This window comes from Microcoleus sp. D2_18a_B4 (assembly GCF_036702475.1).
Lineage (GTDB): Bacteria > Cyanobacteriota > Cyanobacteriia > Cyanobacteriales > Microcoleaceae > Microcoleus.
Genome location: NZ_JAUBTL010000024.1, coordinates 70,286 through 94,931 on the forward strand (window position 1 = coordinate 70,286; position 24,646 = coordinate 94,931).

23 protein-coding genes are annotated in these 24,646 nt (G+C 46.2%); 11 read left to right on the forward strand and 12 right to left on the reverse strand.

The window, feature by feature from the left end; translation table 11 throughout:
• Positions 1–149: 149 nt before the first annotated feature.
• Positions 150–1,154, reverse strand: coding sequence for a phosphoribulokinase (locus QUB04_RS15835; RefSeq protein ID WP_333241886.1), 1,005 nt, complete (start codon positions 1,152–1,154; stop codon positions 150–152).
• A gap of 864 nt (positions 1,155–2,018) precedes the next feature.
• Here QUB04_RS15835 and petH point away from each other — a divergent pair.
• The 3 genes from petH (at position 2,019) to QUB04_RS15850 (ending at position 6,043) form a co-directional block, all read left to right on the forward strand.
• Complete coding sequence (petH, locus tag QUB04_RS15840) at positions 2,019–3,224, forward strand: ferredoxin--NADP reductase (RefSeq protein ID WP_333285682.1); 1,206 nt, start codon at positions 2,019–2,021, stop codon at positions 3,222–3,224.
• A gap of 182 nt (positions 3,225–3,406) precedes the next feature.
• Complete coding sequence (locus tag QUB04_RS15845; RefSeq protein WP_333285725.1) at positions 3,407–4,723, forward strand: homoserine dehydrogenase; 1,317 nt, start codon at positions 3,407–3,409, stop codon at positions 4,721–4,723.
• Positions 4,724–5,191: 468 nt separating this feature from the next.
• Positions 5,192–6,043, forward strand: a complete 852-nt coding sequence (locus QUB04_RS15850; protein WP_333285684.1) for a hypothetical protein — start codon at positions 5,192–5,194, stop codon at positions 6,041–6,043.
• A gap of 17 nt (positions 6,044–6,060) precedes the next feature.
• On the opposite strand, the gene QUB04_RS15855 is transcribed toward QUB04_RS15850, so the two are convergent.
• The 9 genes from QUB04_RS15855 to QUB04_RS15895 all read right to left on the reverse strand — a co-directional run bounded on the left by QUB04_RS15855 (position 6,061) and on the right by QUB04_RS15895 (position 15,252).
• Positions 6,061–6,186: a hypothetical protein gene (locus tag QUB04_RS15855; RefSeq protein ID WP_333285686.1), complete on the reverse strand. Its 126-nt coding sequence runs from the start codon at positions 6,184–6,186 to the stop codon at positions 6,061–6,063.
• A gap of 28 nt (positions 6,187–6,214) precedes the next feature.
• Complete coding sequence (locus tag QUB04_RS15860) at positions 6,215–7,099, reverse strand: PhzF family phenazine biosynthesis protein (RefSeq protein WP_333285689.1); 885 nt, start codon at positions 7,097–7,099, stop codon at positions 6,215–6,217.
• Positions 7,100–7,178: 79 nt separating this feature from the next.
• On the reverse strand, positions 7,179–8,726 hold the full coding sequence (gene trpE / locus QUB04_RS15865) for an anthranilate synthase component I (RefSeq protein WP_333285691.1): 1,548 nt from the start codon (positions 8,724–8,726) through the stop codon (positions 7,179–7,181).
• A gap of 140 nt (positions 8,727–8,866) precedes the next feature.
• Positions 8,867–9,727, reverse strand: coding sequence for a GNAT family N-acetyltransferase (locus QUB04_RS15870; protein WP_333285693.1), 861 nt, complete (start codon positions 9,725–9,727; stop codon positions 8,867–8,869).
• A gap of 164 nt (positions 9,728–9,891) precedes the next feature.
• On the reverse strand, positions 9,892–10,317 hold the full coding sequence (locus QUB04_RS15875) for a photosystem I reaction center subunit II PsaD (RefSeq protein WP_333160170.1): 426 nt from the start codon (positions 10,315–10,317) through the stop codon (positions 9,892–9,894).
• A 297-nt stretch (positions 10,318–10,614) separates the two neighbouring features.
• Positions 10,615–11,115, reverse strand: a complete 501-nt coding sequence (locus QUB04_RS15880) for a peptidoglycan-binding protein (protein WP_333285695.1) — start codon at positions 11,113–11,115, stop codon at positions 10,615–10,617.
• 423 nt (positions 11,116–11,538) lie between these two features.
• Entirely contained in the window at positions 11,539–13,530 is a 1,992-nt protein-coding gene (locus QUB04_RS15885; protein WP_333285697.1) for a DICT sensory domain-containing protein, read from the reverse strand.
• Positions 13,531–14,003: 473 nt separating this feature from the next.
• The gene (locus QUB04_RS15890) at positions 14,004–14,315 is read right to left on the reverse strand and encodes a DUF2973 domain-containing protein (RefSeq protein WP_333106625.1); all 312 of its coding nucleotides are present in this window, start codon (positions 14,313–14,315) and stop codon (positions 14,004–14,006) included.
• A 607-nt stretch (positions 14,316–14,922) separates the two neighbouring features.
• Positions 14,923–15,252 (reverse strand): DUF2605 domain-containing protein, encoded by a 330-nt coding sequence (locus QUB04_RS15895; protein WP_333285700.1) that lies wholly within the window; start codon positions 15,250–15,252, stop codon positions 14,923–14,925.
• A 383-nt stretch (positions 15,253–15,635) separates the two neighbouring features.
• On the opposite strand from QUB04_RS15895, the gene QUB04_RS15900 reads away from it, so the two are divergent.
• The 4 genes from QUB04_RS15900 (at position 15,636) to QUB04_RS15915 (ending at position 19,380) form a co-directional block, all read left to right on the forward strand.
• Positions 15,636–15,812, forward strand: a complete 177-nt coding sequence (locus QUB04_RS15900) for a hypothetical protein (protein WP_333285702.1) — start codon at positions 15,636–15,638, stop codon at positions 15,810–15,812.
• Entirely contained in the window at positions 15,805–17,634 is a 1,830-nt protein-coding gene (gene thrS / locus QUB04_RS15905) for a threonine--tRNA ligase (protein WP_333285704.1), read from the forward strand. The genes QUB04_RS15900 and thrS overlap by 8 nt, the downstream gene beginning before the upstream one ends.
• 109 nt (positions 17,635–17,743) lie before the next feature.
• Entirely contained in the window at positions 17,744–18,535 is a 792-nt protein-coding gene (locus tag QUB04_RS15910; protein ID WP_333285706.1) for a DUF4058 family protein, read from the forward strand.
• Positions 18,536–18,567: 32 nt separating this feature from the next.
• Positions 18,568–19,380 carry a DUF4058 family protein gene (locus tag QUB04_RS15915; protein ID WP_333285708.1) on the forward strand — a complete coding sequence of 271 codons (813 nt, stop codon included), beginning with the start codon at positions 18,568–18,570 and terminating at the stop codon, positions 19,378–19,380.
• Here the strand turns inward: QUB04_RS15915 and QUB04_RS15920 are convergent.
• Positions 19,377–20,312: a DUF1350 family protein gene (locus QUB04_RS15920; protein ID WP_333285711.1), complete on the reverse strand. Its 936-nt coding sequence runs from the start codon at positions 20,310–20,312 to the stop codon at positions 19,377–19,379. The genes QUB04_RS15915 and QUB04_RS15920 overlap by 4 nt on opposite strands.
• 191 nt (positions 20,313–20,503) lie before the next feature.
• Positions 20,504–21,322, reverse strand: coding sequence for a hypothetical protein (locus tag QUB04_RS15925; protein ID WP_333138388.1), 819 nt, complete (start codon positions 21,320–21,322; stop codon positions 20,504–20,506).
• A 434-nt stretch (positions 21,323–21,756) separates the two neighbouring features.
• Here QUB04_RS15925 and QUB04_RS15930 point away from each other — a divergent pair, with 434 nt between their 5' ends.
• The 4 genes from QUB04_RS15930 (at position 21,757) to QUB04_RS15945 (ending at position 24,157) form a co-directional block, all read left to right on the forward strand.
• Positions 21,757–21,975 carry a DUF3285 domain-containing protein gene (locus tag QUB04_RS15930; RefSeq protein ID WP_333106650.1) on the forward strand — a complete coding sequence of 73 codons (219 nt, stop codon included), beginning with the start codon at positions 21,757–21,759 and terminating at the stop codon, positions 21,973–21,975.
• A 206-nt stretch (positions 21,976–22,181) separates the two neighbouring features.
• Positions 22,182–22,718 carry an rRNA maturation RNase YbeY gene (gene ybeY, locus QUB04_RS15935; protein WP_333285713.1) on the forward strand — a complete coding sequence of 179 codons (537 nt, stop codon included), beginning with the start codon at positions 22,182–22,184 and terminating at the stop codon, positions 22,716–22,718.
• Positions 22,719–22,930: 212 nt separating this feature from the next.
• The gene (locus QUB04_RS15940; RefSeq protein WP_333285715.1) at positions 22,931–23,392 is read left to right on the forward strand and encodes a diacylglycerol kinase family protein; all 462 of its coding nucleotides are present in this window, start codon (positions 22,931–22,933) and stop codon (positions 23,390–23,392) included.
• Between the two features lie 177 nt (positions 23,393–23,569).
• Entirely contained in the window at positions 23,570–24,157 is a 588-nt protein-coding gene (locus tag QUB04_RS15945) for an aminodeoxychorismate/anthranilate synthase component II (protein ID WP_333285717.1), read from the forward strand.
• Positions 24,158–24,646: the final 489 nt, after the last annotated feature.

The following is a 24,646-nucleotide window of genomic DNA, read 5'->3' on the forward strand; positions in this document are numbered from 1 at the left end:
CCCCCTTCTTAAGGGGGGCTAGGGGGGATCGGGCTTAACTGAACTGTATTGCCCCTAACTCTACTCTGCGCCCTCTGCGCCCTCTGCGGTTCATTTCTCCACAAAAAAAGAGGCGCAATTGCGCCTCCCAAATCTTTCATGTCTGCGTTCTAAACACTCATAGCCACTTTCGCTTCTTTTGCGGTCAACTTCTCGTAAGTCGCCCGCATCTTCAATCCGACTAACACTTGGAACAAACCAGTTCCATTGTTGGAACCAGGATACTCGCGGTGCTGGAGCAACAGGTGAGTTAACTCGCCTTCATACTTCGCAGAAGTCTTGCTCAAATGGCTTTCGATGTAAATAACTTCTTCGAGATTCTCGAACTGACCATCTACTTCCAAAATCGAGACTTCGTGACCGTAGAAAGCATCAGGCCCGTAGTACATTTTAATTCCGGGATAGGAACAAGTCAGCTTGCGGCCGCAAGGAACCCAGTTAATTGTTGAACCTTCGTCAAACAAATACGCAGGCTCAAAATTGGCGATGCCTTCGCGCTGGATCATTTGCACGCGCAGAACTTTCCGCTCTTTGTCATCTTTGATCAAGTTGGTCGGCAACACTTGAATTACCACATCAGCATATTGCTTTTGCGGGTCGATGTAGGCTGTAAAATCCGGTTTGCGAGCATTGATGGCAAACAGCACGTCTTCGTAACGGTGGCCCCGTTCCGCCATGTCGCGCTGGATTTTCCAAGCAATTTTTACCTCGTCGCTGATGTCGAGGTAGACGCTGAAGTCGAGGAGCGATCGAACTCGCTCGTCGTAAAGGGGATGCAGCCCTTCAATCACAATCACGTGATTCGGCTCTACCCGCTCAGGAGGATCGAGCAGACCGGTTTCGTGGTTGTAAATCGGCTTGTCGATCGCCCGACCTTCTTTGAGAGCCTTCATTTGCTCTGCCATCAGGTCAAAATTGTTCGCTCTGGGGTCAAGGGCTGTAATCCCTGTTTCCTTGCGCTGCTTGCGATCGAGACAATGATAGTCGTCGAGGCAGATTACAGTAACGAAATCTTCCCCGAACAAATCTGTCAATCGGCGTAAAAAAGTAGATTTTCCGCATCCGGAATCTCCGGCAACGCCAATTAAAACCACGCGATCCGGCTTACTTGTCATAGTTTCCCTCTAACAAAATCACTGTTTACTAACTAACTCAAGTCTAGATTCCACAAAATTTCAGCCCGCAGGTAGCGGCAAGCAGGCTTTGTGCTGCTGTGCTACCGCGATAGCATCGAGTTCTCACCAGCATACAGCAGTGAGTTGATTGCCTGCCCGGGAAGACCCAAGCAATCTTCAAGGCAAGTAATTAATAGCTTGTAAAAGTATAGTCATTTATGTATGACATGGGAGGCGTGAATCCCTCCCCTTTCTTTTTTACTTCGAGCGGATTGACCCGCCTGGGCTGAACTACGCAGCTCCCTATCCCATCGCACAAGGCATTTGGGATTGCTTGGGGCATAAGATCCTAATATCTATTAACACTAACTTTAGTAGTTGATCTTACCAGAATGCGATCGCCCACTACAAGCTCAACGTCGATAGATTTTAGATTTTAGATTTTAGATTTTAGATTGTAGAATTGACCCGTCAGTCAGCCTGGGAGTCATAAATCCAGGATCTTGTACCTGGCTGCTTTCGGTCAATAGGAGCTATTTGTTGCCCGATGCCACACTCCATCACCGATCGGCAATCAAAACGACTTATCGGGGCAGATCCCCCGATCGGGTAAAATATTGGCAGTACGCAGACAACAATAGCTATAGGTCAACAGCCGAACGCAAAGCGGGCTCGGTGAGCGCGGCGTTCGGCTAGTAGGGATTTGATACGCGAGCGATCGCAACTTCAACCTTCCCGCCGGCGTGGCGGGGCCCAAAAATTGGCGAGGCCAATTAGTCCCGATGGCCTTAAGAAAAAAGTAAATTGAGTCTAACGTCACATTCTCTTTCTTTATAACTCTGTATCGTGAAGGAAAATCAACCAATGTACAGCCCAAGCATATCTGGTGTGGCGGCCAACTCAGAATCAGGCAGCCGCATCTTTGTTTACGAAGTGGAGGGTATGCGTCAGAGCCAAGCAACTGACCAAATAAGTAACCCGATTCGCCGTAGTGGTAGCGTATTTATCTCCGTGCCCTACGATCGCATGAATCAGGAAATGCGCCGGATTGCTCGGATGGGTGGAAGAATTGTCAGCATCCGCCCCTCAAACAGCGCTCCCGAAACAAATGGCAAAGTCGCACCAGAAGCAGGGCTACAGAGTCAGAAATCTGGAGAAGAAACTAAGCCCATGACTCAAGCCAAGGAAAAAGTTCAGGTTCCTGTTAACCTCTACAAACCTGCCAATCCCTATATTGGTAAGTGCATTTCTACAGAAGAATTAGTCAGAGAAGGCGGCGACGGCACAGTCCGCCACGTCACCTTCGACATTTCTGGAGGCAATTTGCACTATCTCGAAGGTCAAAGTATCGGGATTATTCCCGATGGCACGGATAAAAACGGCAAACCTCACAAAATTCGGCTGTATTCGATCGCCTCCACCCGTCACGGCGACCACCTCGACGACAAAACAGTCTCGCTGTGCGTGCGCCGCCTAGAGTACAAAAGCCCAGAGACCGGTGAACAAGTCTTTGGTGTTTGTTCGACTTTTCTCACCGGTTTGCAACCTGGGGATGATGTCAAAATCACCGGCCCCGTAGGCAAGGAAATGCTGTTGCCCGATGACGAGGAAGCCACCGTGATTATGATGGGTACCGGTACGGGTATTGCTCCTTTCCGGGCTTATTTGTGGCGGATGTTTAAAGAAAACAATCCCGATTACAAATTCAAAGGTTTAGCTTGGTTGTTCTTTGGAGTTGCTTACACTCCCAACATTCTTTATAAAGAAGAGTTGGAGCAATTGCAGCGCGAGTTCCCCGATAATTTCCGCTTGACTTATGCCATCAGCCGCGAGCAAAAGAATGCTGACGGCGGCAAGATGTACATTCAAAACCGGATTCAAGAGAACGCAGACCAATTGTGGGAATTGGTTCAAAAGCCGAATACTCACACTTATATCTGCGGTTTGAAGGGTATGGAAGGCGGAATTGATGAGGGAATGTCGGCCGCGGCTGGCAAGTACGGCGTTGACTGGGCTGCCTATCAGAAACAGTTGAAGAAAGAGCACCGTTGGCACGTTGAAACTTATTAGTGTGTTACCTGATTTAATCTGATTTGTAGGGTGGGCTTGGCTCGCCCTACAATTGTTTTTAGGGCAATTACATCCGACTTGTAAGGTACTGAATGCGTACCCTACAATACTATTTTGATTGCTCCGGTACGGGAATAGCCTACAATGGTTGTGGCTTAATTGAGTTTCTACGGGTCAAAGTCGTGGCTTTCAAAATTGGTTTGTTAGGTTTGGGTACAGTTGGCGCGGGAACAGCAGAGATTTTGCTCTCCCCAGACGGCCGCCATCCGCTGTTGCAGGAATTGGAAATCTATCGGGTGGGAGTGCGCGATATTTCTCGAACTCGGTCTTTACAATTGCCAGAAAATGTGCTGACAACTGACCTAGAAGCGATCGCAACTGACCCTGAAATTGATATTGTAGTAGAATTGATTGGCGGATTGGAACCGGCGCGATCGCTCATTCTGCAAGCTATTGCCAGCGGCAAGCACGTCGTCACTGCCAACAAAGCAGTTATCGCCCGCTACGGTAATGAAATCTTCGAGGCCGCCAACAAAAAAGGCGTTTACGTAATGCTAGAAGCTGCTGTCGGCGGCGGCATTCCAGTCATTCAAAGCCTCAAACAATCTTTAGGTGCAAACCGCATTCAAACTGTCACCGGCATCGTCAACGGCACAACTAATTACATCCTGACGCGGATGCAAACAGAAGGCGCAGACTTTGCCGAAGTGCTCGCCGACGCTCAGCAATTAGGTTATGCTGAAGCTGACCCCACAGCAGATGTAGATGGATTAGATGCTGCCGATAAAATTGCTATTTTAGCCTCGCTAGCTTTTGGCGGACGCATCAAATTAGCAGATGTTCACTGCGAAGGTATCAGAAAAGTTAGTGCGGCTGATATTGACTACGCCGACAAGCTGGGATTTGTGATTAAATTGTTGGCTATTGCTCAAGAAACCTCCCGCTACAATGGCAAGCAAGCGGAGGGAGAAAGCGAACTGCTGTCAATTCGAGTGCATCCTACTTTTGTGCCGAAAACTCATCCGCTGGCGAGTGTCAACGGGGTTTACAATGCAATTTTAGTCGAAGGAGAGCCGATCGGGCAATTGATGCTGTACGGGCGCGGCGCCGGTGCGGGCCCCACAGCTAGCGCCGTAGTATCCGACATCATGAATGTCGCGGCCATCCTGAAAACCGAAACAGTTCCGATTCCCCATCCTTTGCTGAGTTGCAGTCACCAACACTACTGCAAAATTGCTCCGATGCAGGAACTTGTTACTCGCTTTTACGCTCGTTTTCTGACGGGCGATACTCCGGGGGTAATTGGCCAACTCGGCACTTGTTTCGGCAACCACAAAGTTAGTTTGGAATCAGTTGTGCAGACGGGAATTCACGGCGATTTAGCAGAAATTGTCGTCGTGACTCACGATGTTAGGGAAGGGAATTTTCAACAAGCACTCGATGAAATTCGCGCGCTGGAAGCAGTCGATAGTGTTGCTAGCACGTTGCGAGTTTTGTAAAAGTGATTTGCTAGGAGCGGGTTTTACCTACACTATTTGCCAATAATTGACAATCTATAAAACCCGCCCTCGCCCAACGATAAATCCGATGTACATTTGGCGGATTTGGTAGGGGCGGGTTTCACCGACAATATTTGCCAATAATTGACAATCCATAAAACCCGCCCGAACCGAACCATAAATCATCATGTACCGGGTGCTTGTAGGGGCGGGTGTTACAAACAATAATTGCCTGAAACAAACAATCTCGAAAACCCGCCCGAACCGAACCATAAATCATCATGTACATTTTCCGATGCGATGCAAATTTCGGGTTGACGTAGGTTATCGGTGGTGGGGGGCGGGTTTATCTAGATTGTCGGTAATCGTTAGATATGGTTGGTGAACCCGCCCCTACCAAATCTGGGTAAAGGTATTTTGCAAAAATACCGCGTTTCCCCCCACAAGCAGTTAAAAATGAGATTTGGGATGAAAATAACAAAATCAGATTTTGTCGATCGCCAAACGGGAAGGCACTTGCTAGATTCCCTGTATGAAAAGTTTGCCAAACCCCAACTGCACGATACTTTTAAACCCAATAATCCTTCAATTTACATTCGGCACGAAGAAGGGCAAGTTATTGATGGAAATTATATCATAAAAAAAGTGTTTGAAGACTCTCGCACTGGTTTTTATGCTGAAAGTCGCCTCCCCATTTCTGGCAATAATCCCCCTGTTTTCGTGATTCGTGGCTACGGTTCTTGGTATCCTTTCGAGCGCGTTTTGGAAGATACGCCCGATGTATTTATGGCAAAACTAGAACGCCAGTTAAAATCGGCACAAACTGTAGGTGCTATTGATTGGATAAAGCAGCAATTTCACAGCGGGAATCCGCCGGATGTTATCGGAGAAAGTTTGGGCGGCAAAGTTGCTCAGCAAATAGCCGCAAAGTACCCAGATTATATTCGATCAACTGTAATTTTTAATTCTTTGGGCGTTTCGGAAAAGTTAGCTAAAACTTCCACCGCTAAGAATGTTTTTCATTACTTTACTTTAGGCGAAAGGTATGCTTTCTGGGCAAATGAAGGCGATTACATACCGGGAACGATTTTTGTGATTTCCCAGAAGGGTAACAACTGTTGTTATAAAATCGAGGAGGCGATCGTCCGAATGGCGCGTTTTGAAGGCAAGTTTCTCAAAAGGCGCGCGATTGTGGCAATATTGGCTCAGTGGCTTTTGCTAAACAGACACAATGCGATCGTCCTCAACAAGCGACGGCCAGTAGTCGTTCAGATCGATCGCACTCAATTGCAAATTTTCCGAAAAAAGCGCTTTGTTTAAACTCAGGCAAAATTGCTTCACGCCGCAGATGGCTGATTTTCCCGCGCTGCGACGGCGAGAAGCAGACAAAGTGCTGCGATCGCTATTAGCAAAATTGTAACATCTCGATCGCCAAAGCAGCATCTAAATCTAGCTGCGTGCATCTGCGGTTAATAATTTCCCATTAAATATTTACACAAATTCTCCCTTAGCAACCATCACCACCTTACCACCCACCAAAACTGCTATTTCCCCTTCATTTTTTGCGGCTTGTAACAACAGCAAAGAAGGTCGATCGATTTCATAACCCTGCTCAACTCTGACATCAATCTTTGCTGACCCATAATAATCATGTTCTACCAAATATCCAGCCAAACAGCCGTTAGCACTGCCAGTCGCCGGATCTTCGGGAATTCCTAATGAATGGGCAAAAACTCGCACGCTTAAATCATTAAGGTCGCTGTAAGTTTCTGGGCAAAATATCAAAATTTCTTTTGCTTCCATTGTATCAACTAGCTCAAAATATTTATCTAAGTTGACTTGAGCTTTTTTGAGCGATGCGAGAGTTTTTAATGGTACAATTATAAACGGCACTCCGGTCGAAACTTCTTGAATTGGGAATCTCGAATCAATTTCATCGGGTTCTAAATTCAGAACATTTGCCAGACTTGCGGCTGATAAAAGTTGACCAAAACTAGGCGGGTTTTGTCGCATCCACAAAATATCTGCCGCTTCATTGTGATAATTAAAAGTAACGGGAATTTGACCGACGGCTAGATTGAGAATTACTCGATCGACCTTTTCGCGAATAATCTCTTGCTGCAACACAAACGCAGTGCCCAAAGTCGGATGACCCGCAAAGGGCAATTCCTTCTTGGGCGTGAATATCCGCACGTCATAGCCGCCATCTCGCGGATCGGGCGATCGAATAAACGTAGTTTCTGAATAATTGATTTCCCTCGCTATCAGCAGCATTTGGGCCTCAGATAGTTCGGCAACTTCAGCACCGCAAAATACAGCTAGCTGATTGCCAGCATATTTTGACTCCGCAAACACGTCAACTATATAAAAATTCACATTTCCCTCGTTCAACAGTAGTTTGTGTTTCTTGTTACCAGGCTCTGCCTGGTAACAGAGATCCAGAGGCTCCGCCTCGCTACTTCAAACAGCGAATTGCCTCCAACATTCCCCTGGCTTTATTGAGCGTTTCTTCGTACTCCATATCCGGGTTAGAATCAGCCACCAAACCAGCACCTGCTTGCACAGAAACCGAATGTTTATCGCCTCCTTGAGAACGAACAACCATAGTCCGAATTGCGATCGCACTATTCAACTGTCCCTCAAAATCATAATACCCGTAAACCCCAGAATACGGCCCCCGGCGACAACCTTCCAACTCGTGCACAATCTCCATCGCCCGAATCTTCGGAGCACCGCTAACCGTACCCGCAGGAAAACCAGCTTTCAACAAATCCCAAGCTGTCTTATCCTGGGCCAATTCTCCCACCACATTGCTCACAATGTGCATGACGTGAGAATAACGCTCAATTTCCATTAATTCGTCAACTTTTACAGTACCGTTTCGGCAAACTCTGCCTAAATCGTTCCTGCCCAAATCAACTAACATGACGTGTTCCGCAATTTCCTTCGGATCTTGCAGCAATTCAGCAGCCAAAGCATCATCTTCTTGAGGAGTTTTACCCCGGCGGCGAGTGCCGGCGATTGGCCGCAAAGTTGCTATCTTTTTGCCATCAGCAGTGTTTTCCGCCTTCACCATAATTTCCGGACTCGAACCGATAATCTGCCAATCTCCGAAATGAAAATAAGCCATGTACGGAGAAGGATTTATCAGACGCAAAGAGCGGTAAAGTGCAAAAGAATCGCCACTGTATTCAGCCTCTAGTCGCTGCGAAATAACTACTTGAAAAATATCTCCCGCTTTGATATAATCCTTCGCTTTTAAGACATTGGCACAATACTTTTCACGGGTAATATTGCTCGTGTAAGCCAATTCTGTATTTCCGGTTGTGGAACGGGCATCTTGCCCGTTATTGGGAGGTGTCCATTCTATGAGAGTAGATTGCCGGGAAAGCGGCGATTGCAGCTTCTGAACTAACTTGCCAACGCGATCGCACGCTTGCTGATAAGCATCGGCCAAATCAACGCCAACCTCCCGCAAATCCGCATAGGCGACGACCCAAATTTTCCGCTTCACCTGGTCGAAAATCAGCAAATTATCAACCTGCATCCACAACCCATCCGGCAAATCATTCTCGCTTGCTGGATGGACGGGAACTCGCGGTTCTATCCACTTAATTAACTCGTAACCCCAAAAACCAAATAACCCGCCAATTCCCGGCGGTAACTGCGGCAATTTCACCGGTTGATAAGACTCCAAACATTCAGTTAAAGCTACAAACGGATCGCCCGTAAATACTTTTTCGGAACCGTCACGGTAAACTTGAGTTGTGCGATCGCCCTTAGCCTCCAAAATCCACAACGGATCGCACCCTAAGAAACTATAACGCCCAAGTTTTTCCCCACCTTCGACAGACTCCAGCAGAAAACTGTAAGGTTGACCCGCACAAACCCGATACCACGCAGACACCGGCGTATCCAAATCAGCAACCCATTCTTGATACACGGGTACAAAATTGCCTTGTTTCGCCAGTTCCGAAAATTGTGAGAAATCGGGGAATATCATATATATCAGAAGGAATAAGGAAGTTCGGCAACGGATTCTGTAACGGATGTAACGGATGTAACGGATGTAACGGATGTCAGGAAGAAGGAAAATGCAATCCTAGGATTTCAGCGATTAAAAGCGTCCTAACCGTCTTGGGCTCAATAGACAAAAGACGGAAAGCAACAGCCATGAGGCTGCTGGTACTCGCCAACTGCCATCACCGCCATCGGTTTGAGCGCGCGCAGCCCCTCTTGCAAACACCAGCGAAACAAACTTGCGTAACGCACCGGCAAGTGGAAAGAAACCTGTGCTTCGGAGTTCGACGCGGCTGCCCCCAACAGTAAAGCCTGCATATCCGCCTCAGTTTCCGCGACGCTGTGGCTCAAAGCCGACACCGCACAAGTATAAGCCAGAATCCGACCTTGTTTGCAAGCAACCCAAGGAGAAAAGAAATTCATGGCGTACTCAATATCGCTAGTTCGATCGCACCTGTATAATTTCTTGCACAAAGCCGTACATTCACCAACATCCTCACTAGCCATCTGTCGCACCTCAAACCCATGCTGCGGCTGGCTGCGAAACTTTCCTTCCATTAACACGAAAGGTTCCTTCACCTCAAAACCCAAAGAAGCGTACAGCGACAGCGACGCCATATTAAAAGATTCCTGAACCAAACGGATGCCCACAGCGTCCTGTCCCCGTTCCAGCAAAGCTTTCATGATTTCCCGTCCCGCGCCGCGGCCTTGAAAAGTTCGATCGACACTGACGGGCCCGATACCGCGAATCGGGTTGTGTTCGTCCATAAACCCGCAGCCGACAACCGCACCGGAGCTCTCGGCTACTATGCCAAAAAACAACGGACTTTCGATCCGAAGACCAATAATTTCAGTTGAAAACTCCAGCGTCGGAAAATCTGTAGGGAATTGATGGCGATCGGAAATATCTTTAAAAGCTTCATAATTAATGCGAGCGCAAACATCGATATCAGAAGGCTGCGCTCGCCTGATTGCGACATTCATTATTTAATTTAACGATTAACTTTTAATTATATTTGAAGTTTGCAGTAGTATTTTGGCGCTGCGGGCTTAGCCTCCCGCGCCAGAATACTACTGCAAAAACAAGTTTACAAGCTGAGCCTTACAGGAAATATTACCTATGTTTTGCTCAGCCATGAACTCATCGTCTAAGGGTCGAAAGTCTTCTTACCGCTGAACTTCAGCTTAGCCGGATTTGGATTGCTGCCAATATTGCGGTCAATCTTACCGTTGTAGGGACGACCTTCGTTCACCTTCTCAGGGAACACGCCATCTTTGGGATGCAGGTACTCAGTAGTACCGTCTGGAAACACGCGGTAAATTTTGTAGTTGGTGATTTTGAATTTAGCCCGCAGTTGCTGGCCACCCAAAGCGATGCACTGCTCCTTGCGGGGCAGATGCAGCAAGTTGTCGCCTTGACGCATAATCGCAGCGCCACCCGTAGGCATTTCAAACACCTGCTCCTTGGGGCTAGTCCAAGTGATAGCGTACTTCTCTTCAACTAGCGCCTTGGTCAGCAAGCCGCCTGTGCTGCCGCCGAAAAGAGGGGGTTGTCCAGTGAGTTCTTCTGCCATAAACATATCCAAAGGATTTTTACGGCATCGTATCATCATGAGGCGACACGGCTGTAGAAATTGTAAGGAAAGTTAACAGTTTTTTGGCGATCGATCTTTTCTGATAATTGATAATTAGTAATTAATAATTGATAATTGGTAATTTTCACCAAAGTTAGAAAACAAAATTAGGCTGCACGAATTCCAATAAAATAATCAAAAAAAAACAGCAATTATTCGGGTGCTTGTGGGCACCCGAATAATCGCACATTCCCCCAATTTCCCCCACACACGATCGAAGAATTTACCGCGTCAACCCTAAGTCAAGAACGAATTAGGGTCATAGCCGCGCGGAATTTGGCTCAAAGCAGTCCAAGTTTCTTGATTGACAATCCCGTCAGCCTCAATCCCAAAGCTTTTTTGAAATGCGCGAACAGCTTTGTCCGTCAAAGTAGAAAAGTCGCCGTCAATTTTACCGCCATAATGCTGGGAAATTTTGAGAACTTCCTGAACAGTAGCGACTGCTTTTCCAGAACTGCCCAATCTGAGTATCGGCATATTAACTGGAGCTGCAGTATAAAGCGCCTGCCAAGTGAGCGGCCCGACAATGCCATCCGGCGACAAGAAAACCCGAAACTGAAACAGCTTCACAGAAAATTCAACGGCTTTGTTAAAAATTCCTTTAGCAGGCTGCCTATAAAGTTGCAACTTGGTTAGCAGTTGTTCGAGTTCCAATACCGCTTTACCTTGGGAACCTAATTGTAGTTGTGGCTTTTTGGCCATAGGTTGAGTAGATTTCATCTGGGTTGTAGGTGACATAATCGATTTTGCTAACCTCTAGGTTTGAGTATTCTTCTGGAAAAAAACTTTTTCCGGGCCAAACATTTGCATTTTCAACTTTCCACGAATCAACACTGGCCTCGGCAGTGCCTCAACAGATTCGATCGACTTTTACCATGTCACGGCTTGTGCAGGGCAGACTTATACCAATTTAGATTTTAGATTTTAGATTTTAGATTCGGCATGACTGATTACTATCGGGGTTTGCAGCTTACCTACAGTTGGATTCTTTTTTTAAACTGATATTAATTTTCGGCAGCCTCCCTAGGTATTCTGTCGCCAAACCGGGTTTAAGACGGCAAGCGCATCCTGAATCGGCTTTGATACTTTCTATTTTAAAGCTGAACACCGCTCCCGCCACATCACCTTTAAGAGTGATTAGTTAACTATTATCCATTGAGTCTAAACAGTGGGAATAGTAAAGTGAAATTCACTTCCTCGGTCTTTTCCTGCGGAATCTACCCAAATTTTACCGCCCCAGCCGGCAACAATCTGTTTGCAAATTGCCAATCCCAAACCGGTACCGCCGGCGCTGCGGCGCAAAGCTCCTTCTTCTTGATAAAATCGATCGAACACTACTTTTAAACTGTTCGCCTCGATTCCCCTCCCCGTATCGGCTACGAGCACTTCCACCATCCGAGAACCGTTGCTTTTGGCTCTTATGGTCACGCTTCCTTGAGGTGTGGTGAATTTGCAAGCGTTGTCTAGCAGTTTGGAGAGCACCTCCACCAACCACTCTCCGTCAGCTTGCACTAAAGGCAATTCTGCGGACACTTCGGCGATAATTTCCGGTAACTGTCGATCGACTCCGTGGCGCGATCGCACACTGCTGAGGGCTAAATCAACGCATTCTTGCAGCGTCAGCGATTCTACATTCCATTGGACTCGCCCGCTTTCTAAGTGAGAAAGAGTTAAGAAATCCTGCACGAGTTTCCGCATTCTATCGGCATCGCCGAGGGCAGTTTCTAACATGATTTGCCGCAATTCTGCAGGCATATCTGGTTCGGAATTCAAACTTTCCAAACACACTTGAATCGTAGAAAGCGGAGTCCTGAGTTCGTGTCCCGTGATGGCAATTAGATTGCTGCGAGTGCGGTCTAATGCTTCTAATTGTTGGTTGAGTTCTTCTAAATGAGCGTAGGTTTCTGCTTGAATTAAGGCTGCTCCGAGTTGGGTGGCGATCGCCTCTACTAAAGCAATTTCGTCTTCTTCCCAAGGCAAAGTCGATCGGCACTGGTGCATTTCCACCATTCCCAAAACCCGCCCCTGATAAAGCACTGGCACCATTAACCAAGAGACAATTTGCCAATTTTTTACAATTTTTTCCAGGAATTTTGTATTGACAATCAGCGGGTGTTGTGATGTGTCTTGGATGTAAACTCGCTCTTGCCGCGCCACCGCCTCAATCCATATTTGATTTTCCTGCAACAGCCAAGTCTGATCCAGCATGGAACTAGCGCCCGGAGCCAAAAACTCGCGATCTATTTTGACCGCAATATCTGCTGTCTTGCACCGATAAATCAAACATCGGCTTGCTGACAGGGCAGTGCCGAGTTCTTGAACTGCAACTTCGACGATTTCTTGTGGGTTGAGAGACTGCCGCATTGCCGTTGTAATTAAGTTTACCAGGCGTTCTTTGCGTTCCTGGGCGGCGATGGCGGCGTATGCTTTGAGCAGTTTGTGCTGGCCTGCTTGCAAGTAGGTGACTAAGCGTTCGGTAAAAGCATCGCTCAATTTTGGATTGGGAATTTTTGAGCTTTTTGCCGTACTTTTGTCGGGTTTGGCGGCTTTGGAAGTGGCGGATTTCCTCGTTTTTTTCGGTGTTTTGAGCTTGTAAGTAGTTCGGGCTCGATCGATCTTTTCGGCCAATTCCGGGCGATAATTGACAATTCTATCGAGCAACAATGCGGCCGCTTTGGAGCTGACCTCGCGATCGAACGTCCAAATTCCTTCAAATCTGCGAGCTTGATCCATCACCAGCGGCCCGCGCTCGTCCTGATTTTCGATCGGCACAATTTTTTCTTGACAAATCAGGCAAGTTGAGTAGTGTTCCCCCAGTACCACTAAGTGCCACTCTTTACTTAATCCGTCCTCCGGTGCAAACGCCACAGTTTCGTGACACTCCGAAGAATTTTTAAACTCAGTTTCCGGTGCTGCCAGCACATATACCTGAGAGGATCGTGAGGCAATTCGCCGGTAGCGGTGAGCTTCCTGGCGGTAGAAGCGCTCTCGCTGAAAGCTTGCAATCACTAGCGGTTCGTCGTCGGAACCCGCCAAAACTAAGTCTTCCATAGCGTGAGACAGGGCTGTCATGGAAGATTTGAAATAAATTTGTGCCCGCAGTTGGGGCAAAGCTTGCAGAAGTTCTGCCAGTAGCGAAATAGGGACGATCATCTAGCCTTAAACGTGCATTTTTGCCGATGACAAAACAGGATCGATAGGAGGTTTAGAGCGATCCTTCTTCAGTATCTGATAGATTTACAGCACTTGGTAAGTAAAGTACAAAGAAATCGGTTTCGCTCTCCTGGGGTACCCCCGTGTTCGCCCAAATTCGCTCGGCCGTGCCCGCCAAGATTCCTAGTTTCCCTGTACTTGAGTGTCAAACTATCCTCGGTCTCTTGGATATCAGTGCCATAATTATCGCTTTTTGGCGATCGATCTGGTTAATCGGTAATTAAACTTTAAAAAAGCGCAAATAATTAGCCATTAGTTAAAAACTAACGACCAATTATTTTGACGACTGATCCCAAGAAACCCGGTTTTTACCCACCATCTATGAATAAACCGGGCTTCGGACACCTAGCGTGTAAGTCCTATATTTTTTTGAGGCATCGCGCCTGAGTATAAATGCTGCGGCTGTGGTTGTATCAGGCTAGTTCGCCCCCTTCGTCGCTGCCGCCCGGAGATGATTTGTAGAGAGCATCTAATTGTTCGCGGGCGTCTTGGACAGTCAGCGAACGCATCACTAACAGCGGCTCATTGACAACATTTCCGTGTTCGTCTAAAAGTTCTGGATGCGGTACAGATTGAGAGCGAGGATAGGATGCGTAGGGATTATTTGCCCTGAACTGTTGAGGGCGCTGGGATTCCATACCAACGGTGACTAGACTGCGGATTAAGTTACCGACCGCCAGAAAGGCAAGAACGGTAAAAGCTAAAATATAAAGCAGGTGCAACATTATCTTCTCCTCCGGGCTAAACAGCCACACAGCAATTTACAAAAGTGTTTCAGCAAGTATTGACACTCCCGGCCGTAAACGCGGGGATTCTTGGTTCACTGACATACCTTTAAACTATTCATCCCTTCGGCAATATTTAAACCAAAAACCCGTCCAATTGAACGAAGCTTCGAGCCTAATTTGAATAGTCCCAGAGGGCTTGTCTCCCCAAGCGTTAAGGGCTCATTCCCTTTGTTCCCGTATGCCCTACGGTACATCTAACTACTAAGATTTTGAGTTTTCTGGTATGGGTGCGCGATGGCTACCCTAGCTATGTTTTTGTGGTTTTCGCCACCCACGAGACATTATTGTTTCTCAAGCGGGTCATTTTGGGGTTGGTTATCCATTCGATGCTCGCGGTTATTCTACCTGTATCTCTTTGTAGTATAGGGTACTATTTGGGAAACTTTTAGAACTTTTTGGAAATAAAGCCTTCCTAAAAGGACGGGGTTTTAAACCCAATTTTCTGATAACTTATTAACTGGAAATCTGTTTGAGGTTGTCAAGTCAGCCGCCACATTTCCCAAGATTGGGGATTTGACTGCAAGTTGAACTTGAACTCGCTTCCTTATTTTCCAGGGGGAGCTGACTGCAATGAGCGAAAGCGCGCCGATACTTGCCAGCATTCGGCGAGCAGTCTGTGCCACGGCATCAGTGCTGCTGTTTCAATCCCAACTTGACCTCCGGTTGCTTGAAATAGAGCTTTAGCCGCGCCTACTTCTTGCTGAGCCTGTTGGACTCGCGCCAGCAAGTCAGATTGATCTTCGTCGCTGAGAAAGGGAATTTCCTCAGTTTCTAAGAGTTTTGCCGATCGGTCGAACCAGTAAGTGAAATCCTCTAAGAGCGGTTCCAGTAACGCTTTGAGCAATTCTGGTTCGGGCAAGTTGGAATTAAGCATGGATCAAAATTGGGTTATTTATCTATTATAGTCTTAGACTGTCTTTACAAATTGTAACATAATTTTAACAAAAATTCAAGGGTTTCACAACAATTAGTAGGTGGGTGTGAATAAATTTAATGGTGTCAGCAGCGATTTTTGAGTCGAAATCCCCAAATTGTGCAATATCGGCTCAGACTCGCTAGCAATAGCTCATAGCAGAAGGAAGTTCGGCAAGGGATTCGCTTTCTTCGGATGTAACGGATGTAACTGAGATGTTGCACCATTCTCAATAAGCTTTTTAGGAACAGGCTTTTCGGCCTGTTCCACAAGAAAATTCACTCTTTGTGGAACAGGCCGAAAAGCCTGTTCTTGACAATGGTGCAAGATGTGAGATGTAACGGATGAAAGGAAGAAGAAAGAAAAAAACTATGCCCAATGCCCAATGCCCAATGCCCCATGCCCAGAATGACCTAATTTCCCAGGGTGTCCCCCAACCGGAAGTCGGCGCTTGCTGTCCCAATCTGAGTAATATAGAAGCAACTGCCACTAAATTAATTGCTAATTCAGCCGATGTCTAGCTCAGAATCCATGTCCGCTCCAGAAGAGTCCGTTAAGATTGAGTTGCCCCGCACGAGTGAGTCGGAGTCACTAAAAAAAATTCGCCACACCACCTCCCACGTTATGGCGATGGCGGTGCAGAAGTTATTTCCCAAGGCGCAAGTAACGATCGGCCCTTGGATTGAAAACGGTTTCTATTATGACTTTGACACTCCCGAACCTTTTACGGAACAGGATTTAAAAGCCATTAAAAAAGAGATGATCAAAATCATCAACCGTAAATTGCCTGTAATTCGGGAAGAAGTCAGCCGCGAGGAAGCGGAACGCAGAATTAAGGAGATTAACGAACCTTACAAATTAGAAATTTTAGAAGGTTTGATCGAACCAATTACTCTTTACCATGTGGGCGAGGAATGGTGGGATTTGTGCGCGGGGCCTCACTTAGAAAATACCCGTGAGTTGAATCCAAAGGCGATCGAGCTAGAAAGCCTAGCAGGCGCATACTGGCGCGGCGATGAAACCAAAGCTCAGTTACAGCGCATTTACGGCACTGCTTGGGAAACTCCCGAACAATTAGCAGCATACAAACACCGCAAAGAAGAAGCATTAAGGCGCGATCACCGCAAATTAGGCAAAGAATTAGGCTTGTTTATCTTTGCCGATCCTGTGGGGCCTGGTTTGCCTTTGTGGACGCCGAAAGGCACTGTTTTGAGAAGTATTTTAGAAGATTACTTGAAACAAGAACAAATCAAGCGCGGTTATTTGCAAGTTGTGACTCCGCACATTGCCAGAGTCGATTTGTTCAAAATTTCTGGACATTGGCAGAAATACAAAGAAGATATGTTTCCGCTGATGGCGGAGGATGAGGAAGCGGCAGCAAACGAACAGGGTTTTGTGATGAAACCCATGAATTGCCCTTTTCACATTCAAATTTACAAAAGCGAATTGCGTTCCTATCGCGAATTGCCGATGCGGTTGGCGGAATTCGGCACAGTTTACCGCTACGAACAATCGGGAGAATTGGGCGGTTTAACGCGGGTGCGCGGCTTTACGGTGGATGATTCCCACTTATTTGTCACGCCGGAACAATTGGATGCAGAATTCTTGAATGTGGTGGATTTGATTCTGTCAGTATTCAAGAGTCTGCAACTGAAAAACTTTAAGGCGCGTTTGAGTTTCCGCGATCCGAACAATTTAGAGAAATACATCGGTTCCGATGAAGCTTGGGAAAAGGCTCAAGGTGCAATCCGCCGCGCGGTGGAAACTTTGGGAATGAATTATTTTGAGGGAATTGGGGAGGCGGCTTTTTACGGGCCGAAACTCGATTTCATTTTCCAAGATGTTTTGGATAGAGAATGGCAATTAGGAACTGTTCAGGTAGATTACAATTTGCCAGAACGTTTTGATTTGGAATACGTTGCTGAAGACGGCACTCGCAAGCGCCCGGTGATGATTCACCGCGCTCCTTTCGGTTCTTTGGAACGTTTAATCGGGATTTTGATCGAGCAGTATGCAGGCGATTTTCCGCTGTGGTTAGCGCCGATTCAGGTGCGGTTGTTGCCTGTCAGCGCGGAGTTTTTGCCGTTTGCGAAGGAAGTGGCGGCGAAGATGAAGGCGCTAAATATTCGCGCTGAAGCTGATGAGGATAGCGAGCGTTTGGGCAAGTTAATTCGCAATGCTGAGAAGGATAAAATTCCGGTGATGGGTGTTGTGGGTGCGAAGGAGGTTGAGGCGAATAGTTTGAATATTCGGACTCGTGCTTCTGGGGAGTTGGGGGCGATTTCGGTTGATGAAGTGATTGGGAGGTTGCAGGCGGCTATTAGTAGTTATGGCAATTTTTAGGTCATTTTAATCGCAGATGCACGCGGATTAACGCAGATGATATGTTGATATTGTCTGCGTTTTTTTAATTGAGCTGCTAAAATAGTAGTGGTAAACGGGAAGTACGCTCATGCCTAATCCATTTCCGGGGATGAATCCTTATTTAGAACATCCTGATTTTTGGCCAGAAGTCCATCATTTACTGATTAGTGTGATTAAGGAGTCGTTAACTCCGCAATTGCGCCCGAAATACCGCGTCGCTATTGAAAAGCGAATTTACGAAATCAAAGGTGAAAATTCTCTATTAGTAGCGATTCCTGATGTCTCTATCCAACAGAAACGCCTTCCCGCAAGTGCGATCGCATCTAATGCTGTCGCCGTCGCTTCCCGAACTGTGCAGCCTTTAAAAGTGAGAATCCCAGTGTCGGAAGAATTTAGGGAAGGATATTTAGAAGTAATCGATATGGCAACCAAGGAAGTTGTCACGGTTCTTGAAGTGCTTTCGCCTGCAAATAAACGCCGGGGGGAAGGTCGAGAAAAGTATGACAATAAGCGAAATAAAATATTTGATAGCAGTACCCATTTAGTCGAAATAGACTTGTTGCGAGGTGGGGAACCTTTGCCAGTTTTCGGACATTCCCATAAAAGCGACTGCCGCGTTTTAGTCAGTCGCAGCAATCAACGCCCGATCGCAGATTTATACTTATTTAACCTTCCCGATACAATTCCTGCATTTCCCTTGCCTTTGCGTCCCGAAGATGTAGAGCCGGTTCTGGATTTACAGGCGCTGATTAATCAAGTATACGATCGCGCAGGTTATGATTTTGAAATTGATTACACAGCCGATGCAGTGCCCCCGCTGTCAGAAACGGATGCTGTTTGGGCCGATTCTCTGTTGCGGGACAGAGGGTTAAGGGGATAATACAAGTAGGTAAATTAACCGGAGCTAGATTAATGCCTAATCCGTTTCCAGGGATGAATCCTTATTTAGAAAGTCCTGAATTGTGGCCTCAAGTACATCACTTGCTAATTAGTAGCATTTTTGAATCATTAGTGCCGCAGTTGCTGCCAAAATATATCGTCGATATTGAAAAAAGAGTTTATGAGCTTAGCGGGGACAATTCCCTATTAGTGGGGATTCCTGATGTCACTGTGCAGCGTTCTCCTAGTCCAACCAACCCTACTTCTTCTAATGTTGCAGTTGCCGCACCGCCTGTGAAAGCTTTGAAAGTAAGACTGCCAGTACCTGTGGAATTTAGGGAAGCATATTTAGAGGTACGAGATACAGCAACTAGGGAAGTTGTGACAGTGATTGAAGTGCTGTCACCAGCCAATAAGCGCCCTGGAAAAGGGCGAGAAATGTATGAAGCAAAGCGAGAAAAGGTGTTTGGTAGTCGCACTCATATGGTTGAAATTGACTTGTGGCGAAGTTACCAACCCATGTTAGTTTTTGATAACGATATTGAGGCAAGTTATCGAATTTTAGTGAGTCGCGGAAATCAAAGGCCTTTGGCGGATTTGTACCTTTTCAATTTACCCGATATGATTCCTCCGTTTCCCCTGCCTTTGCGCGCGGGTGATGCGGAACCAATTGTAGATTTACAAGCGTTATTAAATGGGGTTTACGATCGCGCCGCCTATGACTTTAGAATAGATTACACCGCCACACCAGTTCCCCCACTGTCCGAAACTGATGCTGTTTGGGCCGATTCTCTGTTGGAGGAGAGAGGATTGAGAGGGCGATCGCAAATAACAACCGATAGTTAAGGGCCTAACCGCTTTTTCAAAGCATCCAAAAAATGAACAGACCAATATTCAAGAAAGCGCCTTTTCAGGGGTTTGATGAATTTATCCCAAGGATTGAGGTCAACAATATAGTAACCGATTTGGACGCCAATCGGCTCTAAATGTTTGCCTTCTATTTCCTCGCTCAATAAAGGCAACTTTCTATTACTTAGCTGTTCTACGAGCCAAAGTACATCGCTGTTTTTTTGTTCTTCGGGACTTTTGTTGATATCATTGATAGAACCAGCAATTTTATCTCGCTCGAAAGAAATTATTGCTGTTAAATTAAACAGAGAACTATTAGCAATAAAGCATTGAGTTTGTTCTCTGGTTGGTAGCACTCCTAAGCGGAATTTGTCTAATAATTGTGCTAGCGATCGCACTGGAATAGCGCTCTCTGTATTGCTGATATCAGGAGCAATTAATAAGGACGGCTGGCCTTTAATTGAAGGTCGGTCGATGCCCAGATTTTCGATTAACCTTTGAATCCGTTCGTAGTCAGGGCGAGCGCAGAATTTCTCCACAATATTTGGATACCGATCGTCGCTTAAAAATTCTAAAAGAGCAATATACTTGCATCCCAGACTGTGACCAACCCAAAAATAACTCGATGGTTCTTGATAAATTTCGCTTTCATAGCCTAATCTTTGAGCAATTTTGGTCAGTTCGGTTCTCAGTATCTCCTGCTCTTTTAATAACCCAATAGCGATCGGCCAGTGGCGAAAAGTAAATCTAAATGGCAAAGCAACTACGGTATAACCTTCTTCAAACAACTGCTGTAAAAAATATCGATAAAACAGAGTTGGCAAACTACCAAAAAAAGTTCCCCCAATAAATTGAACAATACCTTTTGGCTGCGGATGAACAGCCACCCAACTAAAAGAAACAGGCTGAAATTTAAATGAGTTCGACATTTGAATAAAGCTCACTGAGTGTATAAGTGGGGGTAATTAAACGTATAGCCTTTCTCAGAAAGATGAGGTACTCATGGGCATAGGGCATAGGGCATAGGCCTCCGTGGGCATACATCACTTTTTTGAGAACCGCTATAATCAAACGTAAGGTGGGCATTGCCCACCCTACAGTTACTTACCATTTAACAGTTCTAGCCGCGAGACATTCTGACAGGAATATCGAATTTATCCATCACTGTATTTAGCTCTTTCAAATTGACATCATTGGCATCGAGTTGGGCCAGGAGTTGCACGAGCATTTGAGCTTTTTCTGAATTGTCTGCTTCCAAAGTAGCCAAGTCCAAATTACCGTTGCGTAACTCTTCCAAAATTGGGCCAACAATTGGTAAATCGATGATAATTGGTTTACCTGGTTCAGGCGTAATCTCGTTCAAGCCTTTTCCACTGGCGATCGCTAATGTGTAATTAATTTGATCGAAGTCGGGTAAAGTGGGATTTTCGGATGGGAAATCGTTTGGCAAGAAAGTACCGCGAATTTCGGGATTCAATAACACCTTGACTGGTTTCTTGCTTTGGGGTTGAGGCTTTGGAAAGATGGAGCGCGCTGGCACAAATAGCGAGACATAGCCGCGCACTTCCAACAAACCGGGAGTCAGAGTTTTTGGCAGAATGGGCAACAATTGAACAGATGCAGTTTTGTGAGCGGGTATTGTGAAAAATGCGCGATATACCTTCGGTTTTCCTGGCTGCTGAGTCAGAGGTACCTCGATGTTAGTGCCTTCAACGTCAACAACTAAGAAAGCGTTGTTGAGCAAGATTTTATTAGGATTTGCCGGCACGGGTAAGCTGATGGTAAACTCAATCCGATATCGCAAGTCGATCGCTTCGAGATTGGAGATGGTGAGAAAGTATCCCTGAACGATTCGACGAGCCACTGGGATGAGTTGTGGAGGGATGCCCATCACAGGTGCGATCGGTGCGGCGAGGATTTCAAAGGTGGAAACTTCCATGTTTTTGTTTGAGTAATTTAACTTTTAGCTTGGGTTATTTAGCCGGAAAACTTTGTTTCTGTTTTTCCGTGGCTATATCTATGAATAACTGCCCGTCGCGGTTGGTTAACAGTCGCTTTTTCTGGTGACACTCATTTGAGTTAACTCAAATGAGTGTCGCTTGATTGTGCGACTTGACAATTTAAAAATTTTTGTTAAAGCGCACAGGAAGACGGATCGGGAATTTAATTTATCCTTGTGTCTCTGAAGATGAAAAGAAAATCTCGAATTGATTATCAGGGCGATCGCACATTAATCTGTTGGTATAATCCCCCTTTAATGGGCCCGGGGCGATCGAAAAGCTAAAAAATCCTACACAAAACGTTACATATTTGTTACCATCGGGACGAGGCTATCCTCAGCAGCCCCTCTATTAACCTTCTAAACTAACCACTATGAGTCAACCTCCCTCAGCAATTCCCGCCTCAGAAGAGTCCGCCGAAACCCCGACAGCACCGACAAACACTGCACCTCCACCGAGTTATGTCAAGCTGGCGATGCGGAACATGGTTCGCAAGCGGGCGACTTCTCTGTTTCATTTTGCCTTGACAGCGATCGGACTTTTAGGCGTACTCGTCGGTTTGGCTTTTCTCGATCGATATTTCAATTCTTAATCGGGGATTCTAACAATCAGCCTCTAATTTCTGCTGATGTTTTTGATATTTCTTAATCGGGAGTTAAGCTGATTGTTCTGCCTGCCTGTTGCAATCTCTAACAGATTACTGTATCTTGCCAGCAACAGCAAAATCCCCTGCCGTTCGATCGCGCAATTGGAATTTGTAAAAAAATTGAATATATCCCTTGACAGGAGAGCAAAAAAATGTTAATCGAGGTGAACGTCGAAGACTGTTACGGGCTCGCCCAGGAGTCAGCCGACGCTTCCAACCTCGCTGAGAGTGCAGCCAGCGGGGAGATTTGGGCCGAAACCTGGGAAAATTGGTTTAGCGTTTGGCTGGAAAACCAGGAAGAGTATGTGCCAGTCGCTCCGGGCTACGAAGTCAGTCTGCGTTTAACCGCCGATACGGAGATGCAAGCCCTCAACCTCCAGTACCGCCAGCTCGATCGACCAACCGATGTACTAGCTTTCGCAGCTTTAGAGGTAGACTGTCCTCAGCTAGAAGAAATGCAGTCATCTGAACCCTTATACTTGGGTGATATCGTCATCTCGATCGATACAGCTAACCGACAAGCCCAGCAGCAAGGACATCCCCTGAAAACCGAACTAGCTTGGCTGGCAGCCCACGGTTTTCTGCATCTTTTGGGCTGGGATCACCCGGATGAAGAAAGTCTGACTCAAATGCTCGATCGACAGGAAACATTGCTGCGGGCGATCGGTCTTACGATCCAAACAGCATAACTGAAGTTGATGGTGATTTAACAAATCATGTCAAGCCCAACATAACTTTCTGAAATTAAACCAAAACTTTAGTAAAAACTTAGAAAAGTTACCTAGACTTGATGTAGTTAATTTGAAAAGTTTAGCTTTCATTCATCTCTGTAAATTAAAGTTGGTTCTTTATGACACTAGATAGACCCTCAATTTCATCACAAATCGCACAGTTTCTGCCCATGCCTCAAGACTCTACTAGCCAGACAGTCCACGAGTCTAAAAAAGCCTTGAAATACAACCGAGAGCTGTCCTGGAAAATCGCATCTAGCTTAGCTACGAGTTTTAGATACGCTTGGGGTGGTCTGAGTTATGCTTTTGAAACTCAGCGCAATTTTCGGATTCACACTGTTATTGGCACTTTGGCGATCGGACTCGGCCTATTTTTGCAACTGAAACCTGTAGAAATATCTGTGATCGGCGTCACCATTGGCATAGTTTTAGCAATGGAACTGTTGAATACGGCGATCGAATCGGTGGTAGACTTGACAGTCGGGCAATCTTACCACGAACTAGCCAAAATTGCCAAAGACTGCGGTGCGGGAGCGGTTCTGGTATCGGCAATGGCTGCTACGATCGTCGGTAGTGCACTTCTGCTTCCTCCCTTGTGGGCAGTCGTTCAAATTGCGATCGCCCGTCAGTAAATTATTGGCCTCAGCAAATTTTAGGTTTTAGATGACCAATGGGAGGTTTTTAGTTTTATTCGTCTATATTGCAACTATTTTTATCTTGGGCATCTATCTAAAATCTTAAAACCCTTGCTTTCAGGCAGCGAGTCAATCTAAAATCTAAAATCTAAAACCTAAAATCCAACTTAAGCCGTGATTATAGTAATCGATAACTACGACAGTTTTACATACAATTTGGTACAGTATCTAGGAGAACTCGGTGCTGAGTTGCCCGTAGCCCGCGAAGTGCAAGTCTACCGCAACGACCAAATTTCCTTAGCAGAAATTAGCCAATTGCAGCCTGCCGCAGTGGTGATTTCTCCAGGGCCGGGGCGGCCGGAAGATGCGGGAATTTCTCTGGAATTAATCAAAGAATTGGGGCCGACTCTACCAATTTTAGGCGTGTGCCTCGGACATCAAAGTATTGGTCAAGTATTCGGCGGCAAAATTGTTTCTGCACCCGTGTTGATGCACGGCAAAACTTCTCAGGTAGAACACGCAGGAGTCGGAGTTTTTCAGGGCGTTGAATCGCCGATGATTGCAACTCGCTATCACAGTTTGGTAATTGAAAAGCAGAGTTGTCCAGAAGTTTTGGAAATTACGGCTTGGGTTGAAGACGGAACTATTATGGGGGTGCGGCACCGGGAATATCCGCATATTGAAGGTGTGCAGTTTCACCCGGAAAGTATTTTGACGACTTCGGGAAAGCAATTATTGCGAAATTTCTTAGAAAGACTTTAGTTGAATTTCTCTGAATTTGTAGGGTTCGGTCTTATAGCACCTTACGGTGAGAGTAGGGTACACATTTTCGCACCTGAACCGCCCCAAAAAGGATACAAGCCCCCCACTCCTGTCGTGGTGAACCCCAAATTTTAGACTCCTGTTCGAGATTCCAGATTCAATGCTGCAAGTAAATCTAAAATCTAAAATCTAAAATCTAAAATCTAAAATCGACTGACGGTGTTTTGTGGTATAACAACAAACGACCAACACCCGACAACCCCAACCACAAGGTCAGGAACCTCAGCCTAAAGGCATGAGGCTTGAAGGAGAAATCTAACAAGCCGTTCTGACCAGCCTCAGTCTTAATTGACTACGTTTTTTGAGTCACGACACCCTGGGATGCGTAGCTAGTCCCTCGCTCTGTCGCTAGCGGTTAGCGCGACTTGAAAAGGTTGTTTAGTTTGAGGAGCCTACTCCTCTAGGGGATTCACACCCTCTACCCTCACG

Excerpts from the sequence above, each read along its gene's own strand:
- QUB04_RS15900 (WP_333285702.1), top strand. The coding sequence starts at position 15,636 with ATGAAAGGAAGAAGAAAGAAAAAAACTATGCCCAATGCCCAATGCCCA.
- QUB04_RS15880 (WP_333285695.1), bottom strand. The coding sequence starts at position 11,115 with ATGTCACCTACAACCCAGATGAAATCTACTCAACCTATGGCCAAAAAG.
- QUB04_RS15885 (WP_333285697.1), bottom strand. The coding sequence starts at position 13,530 with ATGATCGTCCCTATTTCGCTACTGGCAGAACTTCTGCAAGCTTTGCCC.
- QUB04_RS15910 (WP_333285706.1), top strand. The coding sequence starts at position 17,744 with ATGCCTAATCCATTTCCGGGGATGAATCCTTATTTAGAACATCCTGAT.
- QUB04_RS15870 (WP_333285693.1), bottom strand. The coding sequence starts at position 9,727 with ATGAATGTCGCAATCAGGCGAGCGCAGCCTTCTGATATCGATGTTTGC.
- QUB04_RS15890 (WP_333106625.1), bottom strand. The coding sequence starts at position 14,315 with ATGTTGCACCTGCTTTATATTTTAGCTTTTACCGTTCTTGCCTTTCTG.
- QUB04_RS15925 (WP_333138388.1), bottom strand. The coding sequence starts at position 21,322 with ATGGAAGTTTCCACCTTTGAAATCCTCGCCGCACCGATCGCACCTGTG.
- QUB04_RS15930 (WP_333106650.1), top strand. The coding sequence starts at position 21,757 with ATGAGTCAACCTCCCTCAGCAATTCCCGCCTCAGAAGAGTCCGCCGAA.
- petH (WP_333285682.1), top strand. The coding sequence starts at position 2,019 with ATGTACAGCCCAAGCATATCTGGTGTGGCGGCCAACTCAGAATCAGGC.
- QUB04_RS15895 (WP_333285700.1), bottom strand. The coding sequence starts at position 15,252 with ATGCTTAATTCCAACTTGCCCGAACCAGAATTGCTCAAAGCGTTACTG.
- QUB04_RS15875 (WP_333160170.1), bottom strand. The coding sequence starts at position 10,317 with ATGGCAGAAGAACTCACTGGACAACCCCCTCTTTTCGGCGGCAGCACA.
- thrS (WP_333285704.1), top strand. The coding sequence starts at position 15,805 with ATGTCTAGCTCAGAATCCATGTCCGCTCCAGAAGAGTCCGTTAAGATT.
- ybeY (WP_333285713.1), top strand. The coding sequence starts at position 22,182 with ATGTTAATCGAGGTGAACGTCGAAGACTGTTACGGGCTCGCCCAGGAG.
- QUB04_RS15920 (WP_333285711.1), bottom strand. The coding sequence starts at position 20,312 with ATGTCGAACTCATTTAAATTTCAGCCTGTTTCTTTTAGTTGGGTGGCT.
- trpE (WP_333285691.1), bottom strand. The coding sequence starts at position 8,726 with ATGATATTCCCCGATTTCTCACAATTTTCGGAACTGGCGAAACAAGGC.
- QUB04_RS15940 (WP_333285715.1), top strand. The coding sequence starts at position 22,931 with ATGCCTCAAGACTCTACTAGCCAGACAGTCCACGAGTCTAAAAAAGCC.
- QUB04_RS15835 (WP_333241886.1), bottom strand. The coding sequence starts at position 1,154 with ATGACAAGTAAGCCGGATCGCGTGGTTTTAATTGGCGTTGCCGGAGAT.
- QUB04_RS15855 (WP_333285686.1), bottom strand. The coding sequence starts at position 6,186 with ATGCACGCAGCTAGATTTAGATGCTGCTTTGGCGATCGAGATGTTACA.
- QUB04_RS15915 (WP_333285708.1), top strand. The coding sequence starts at position 18,568 with ATGCCTAATCCGTTTCCAGGGATGAATCCTTATTTAGAAAGTCCTGAA.
- QUB04_RS15850 (WP_333285684.1), top strand. The coding sequence starts at position 5,192 with ATGAAAATAACAAAATCAGATTTTGTCGATCGCCAAACGGGAAGGCAC.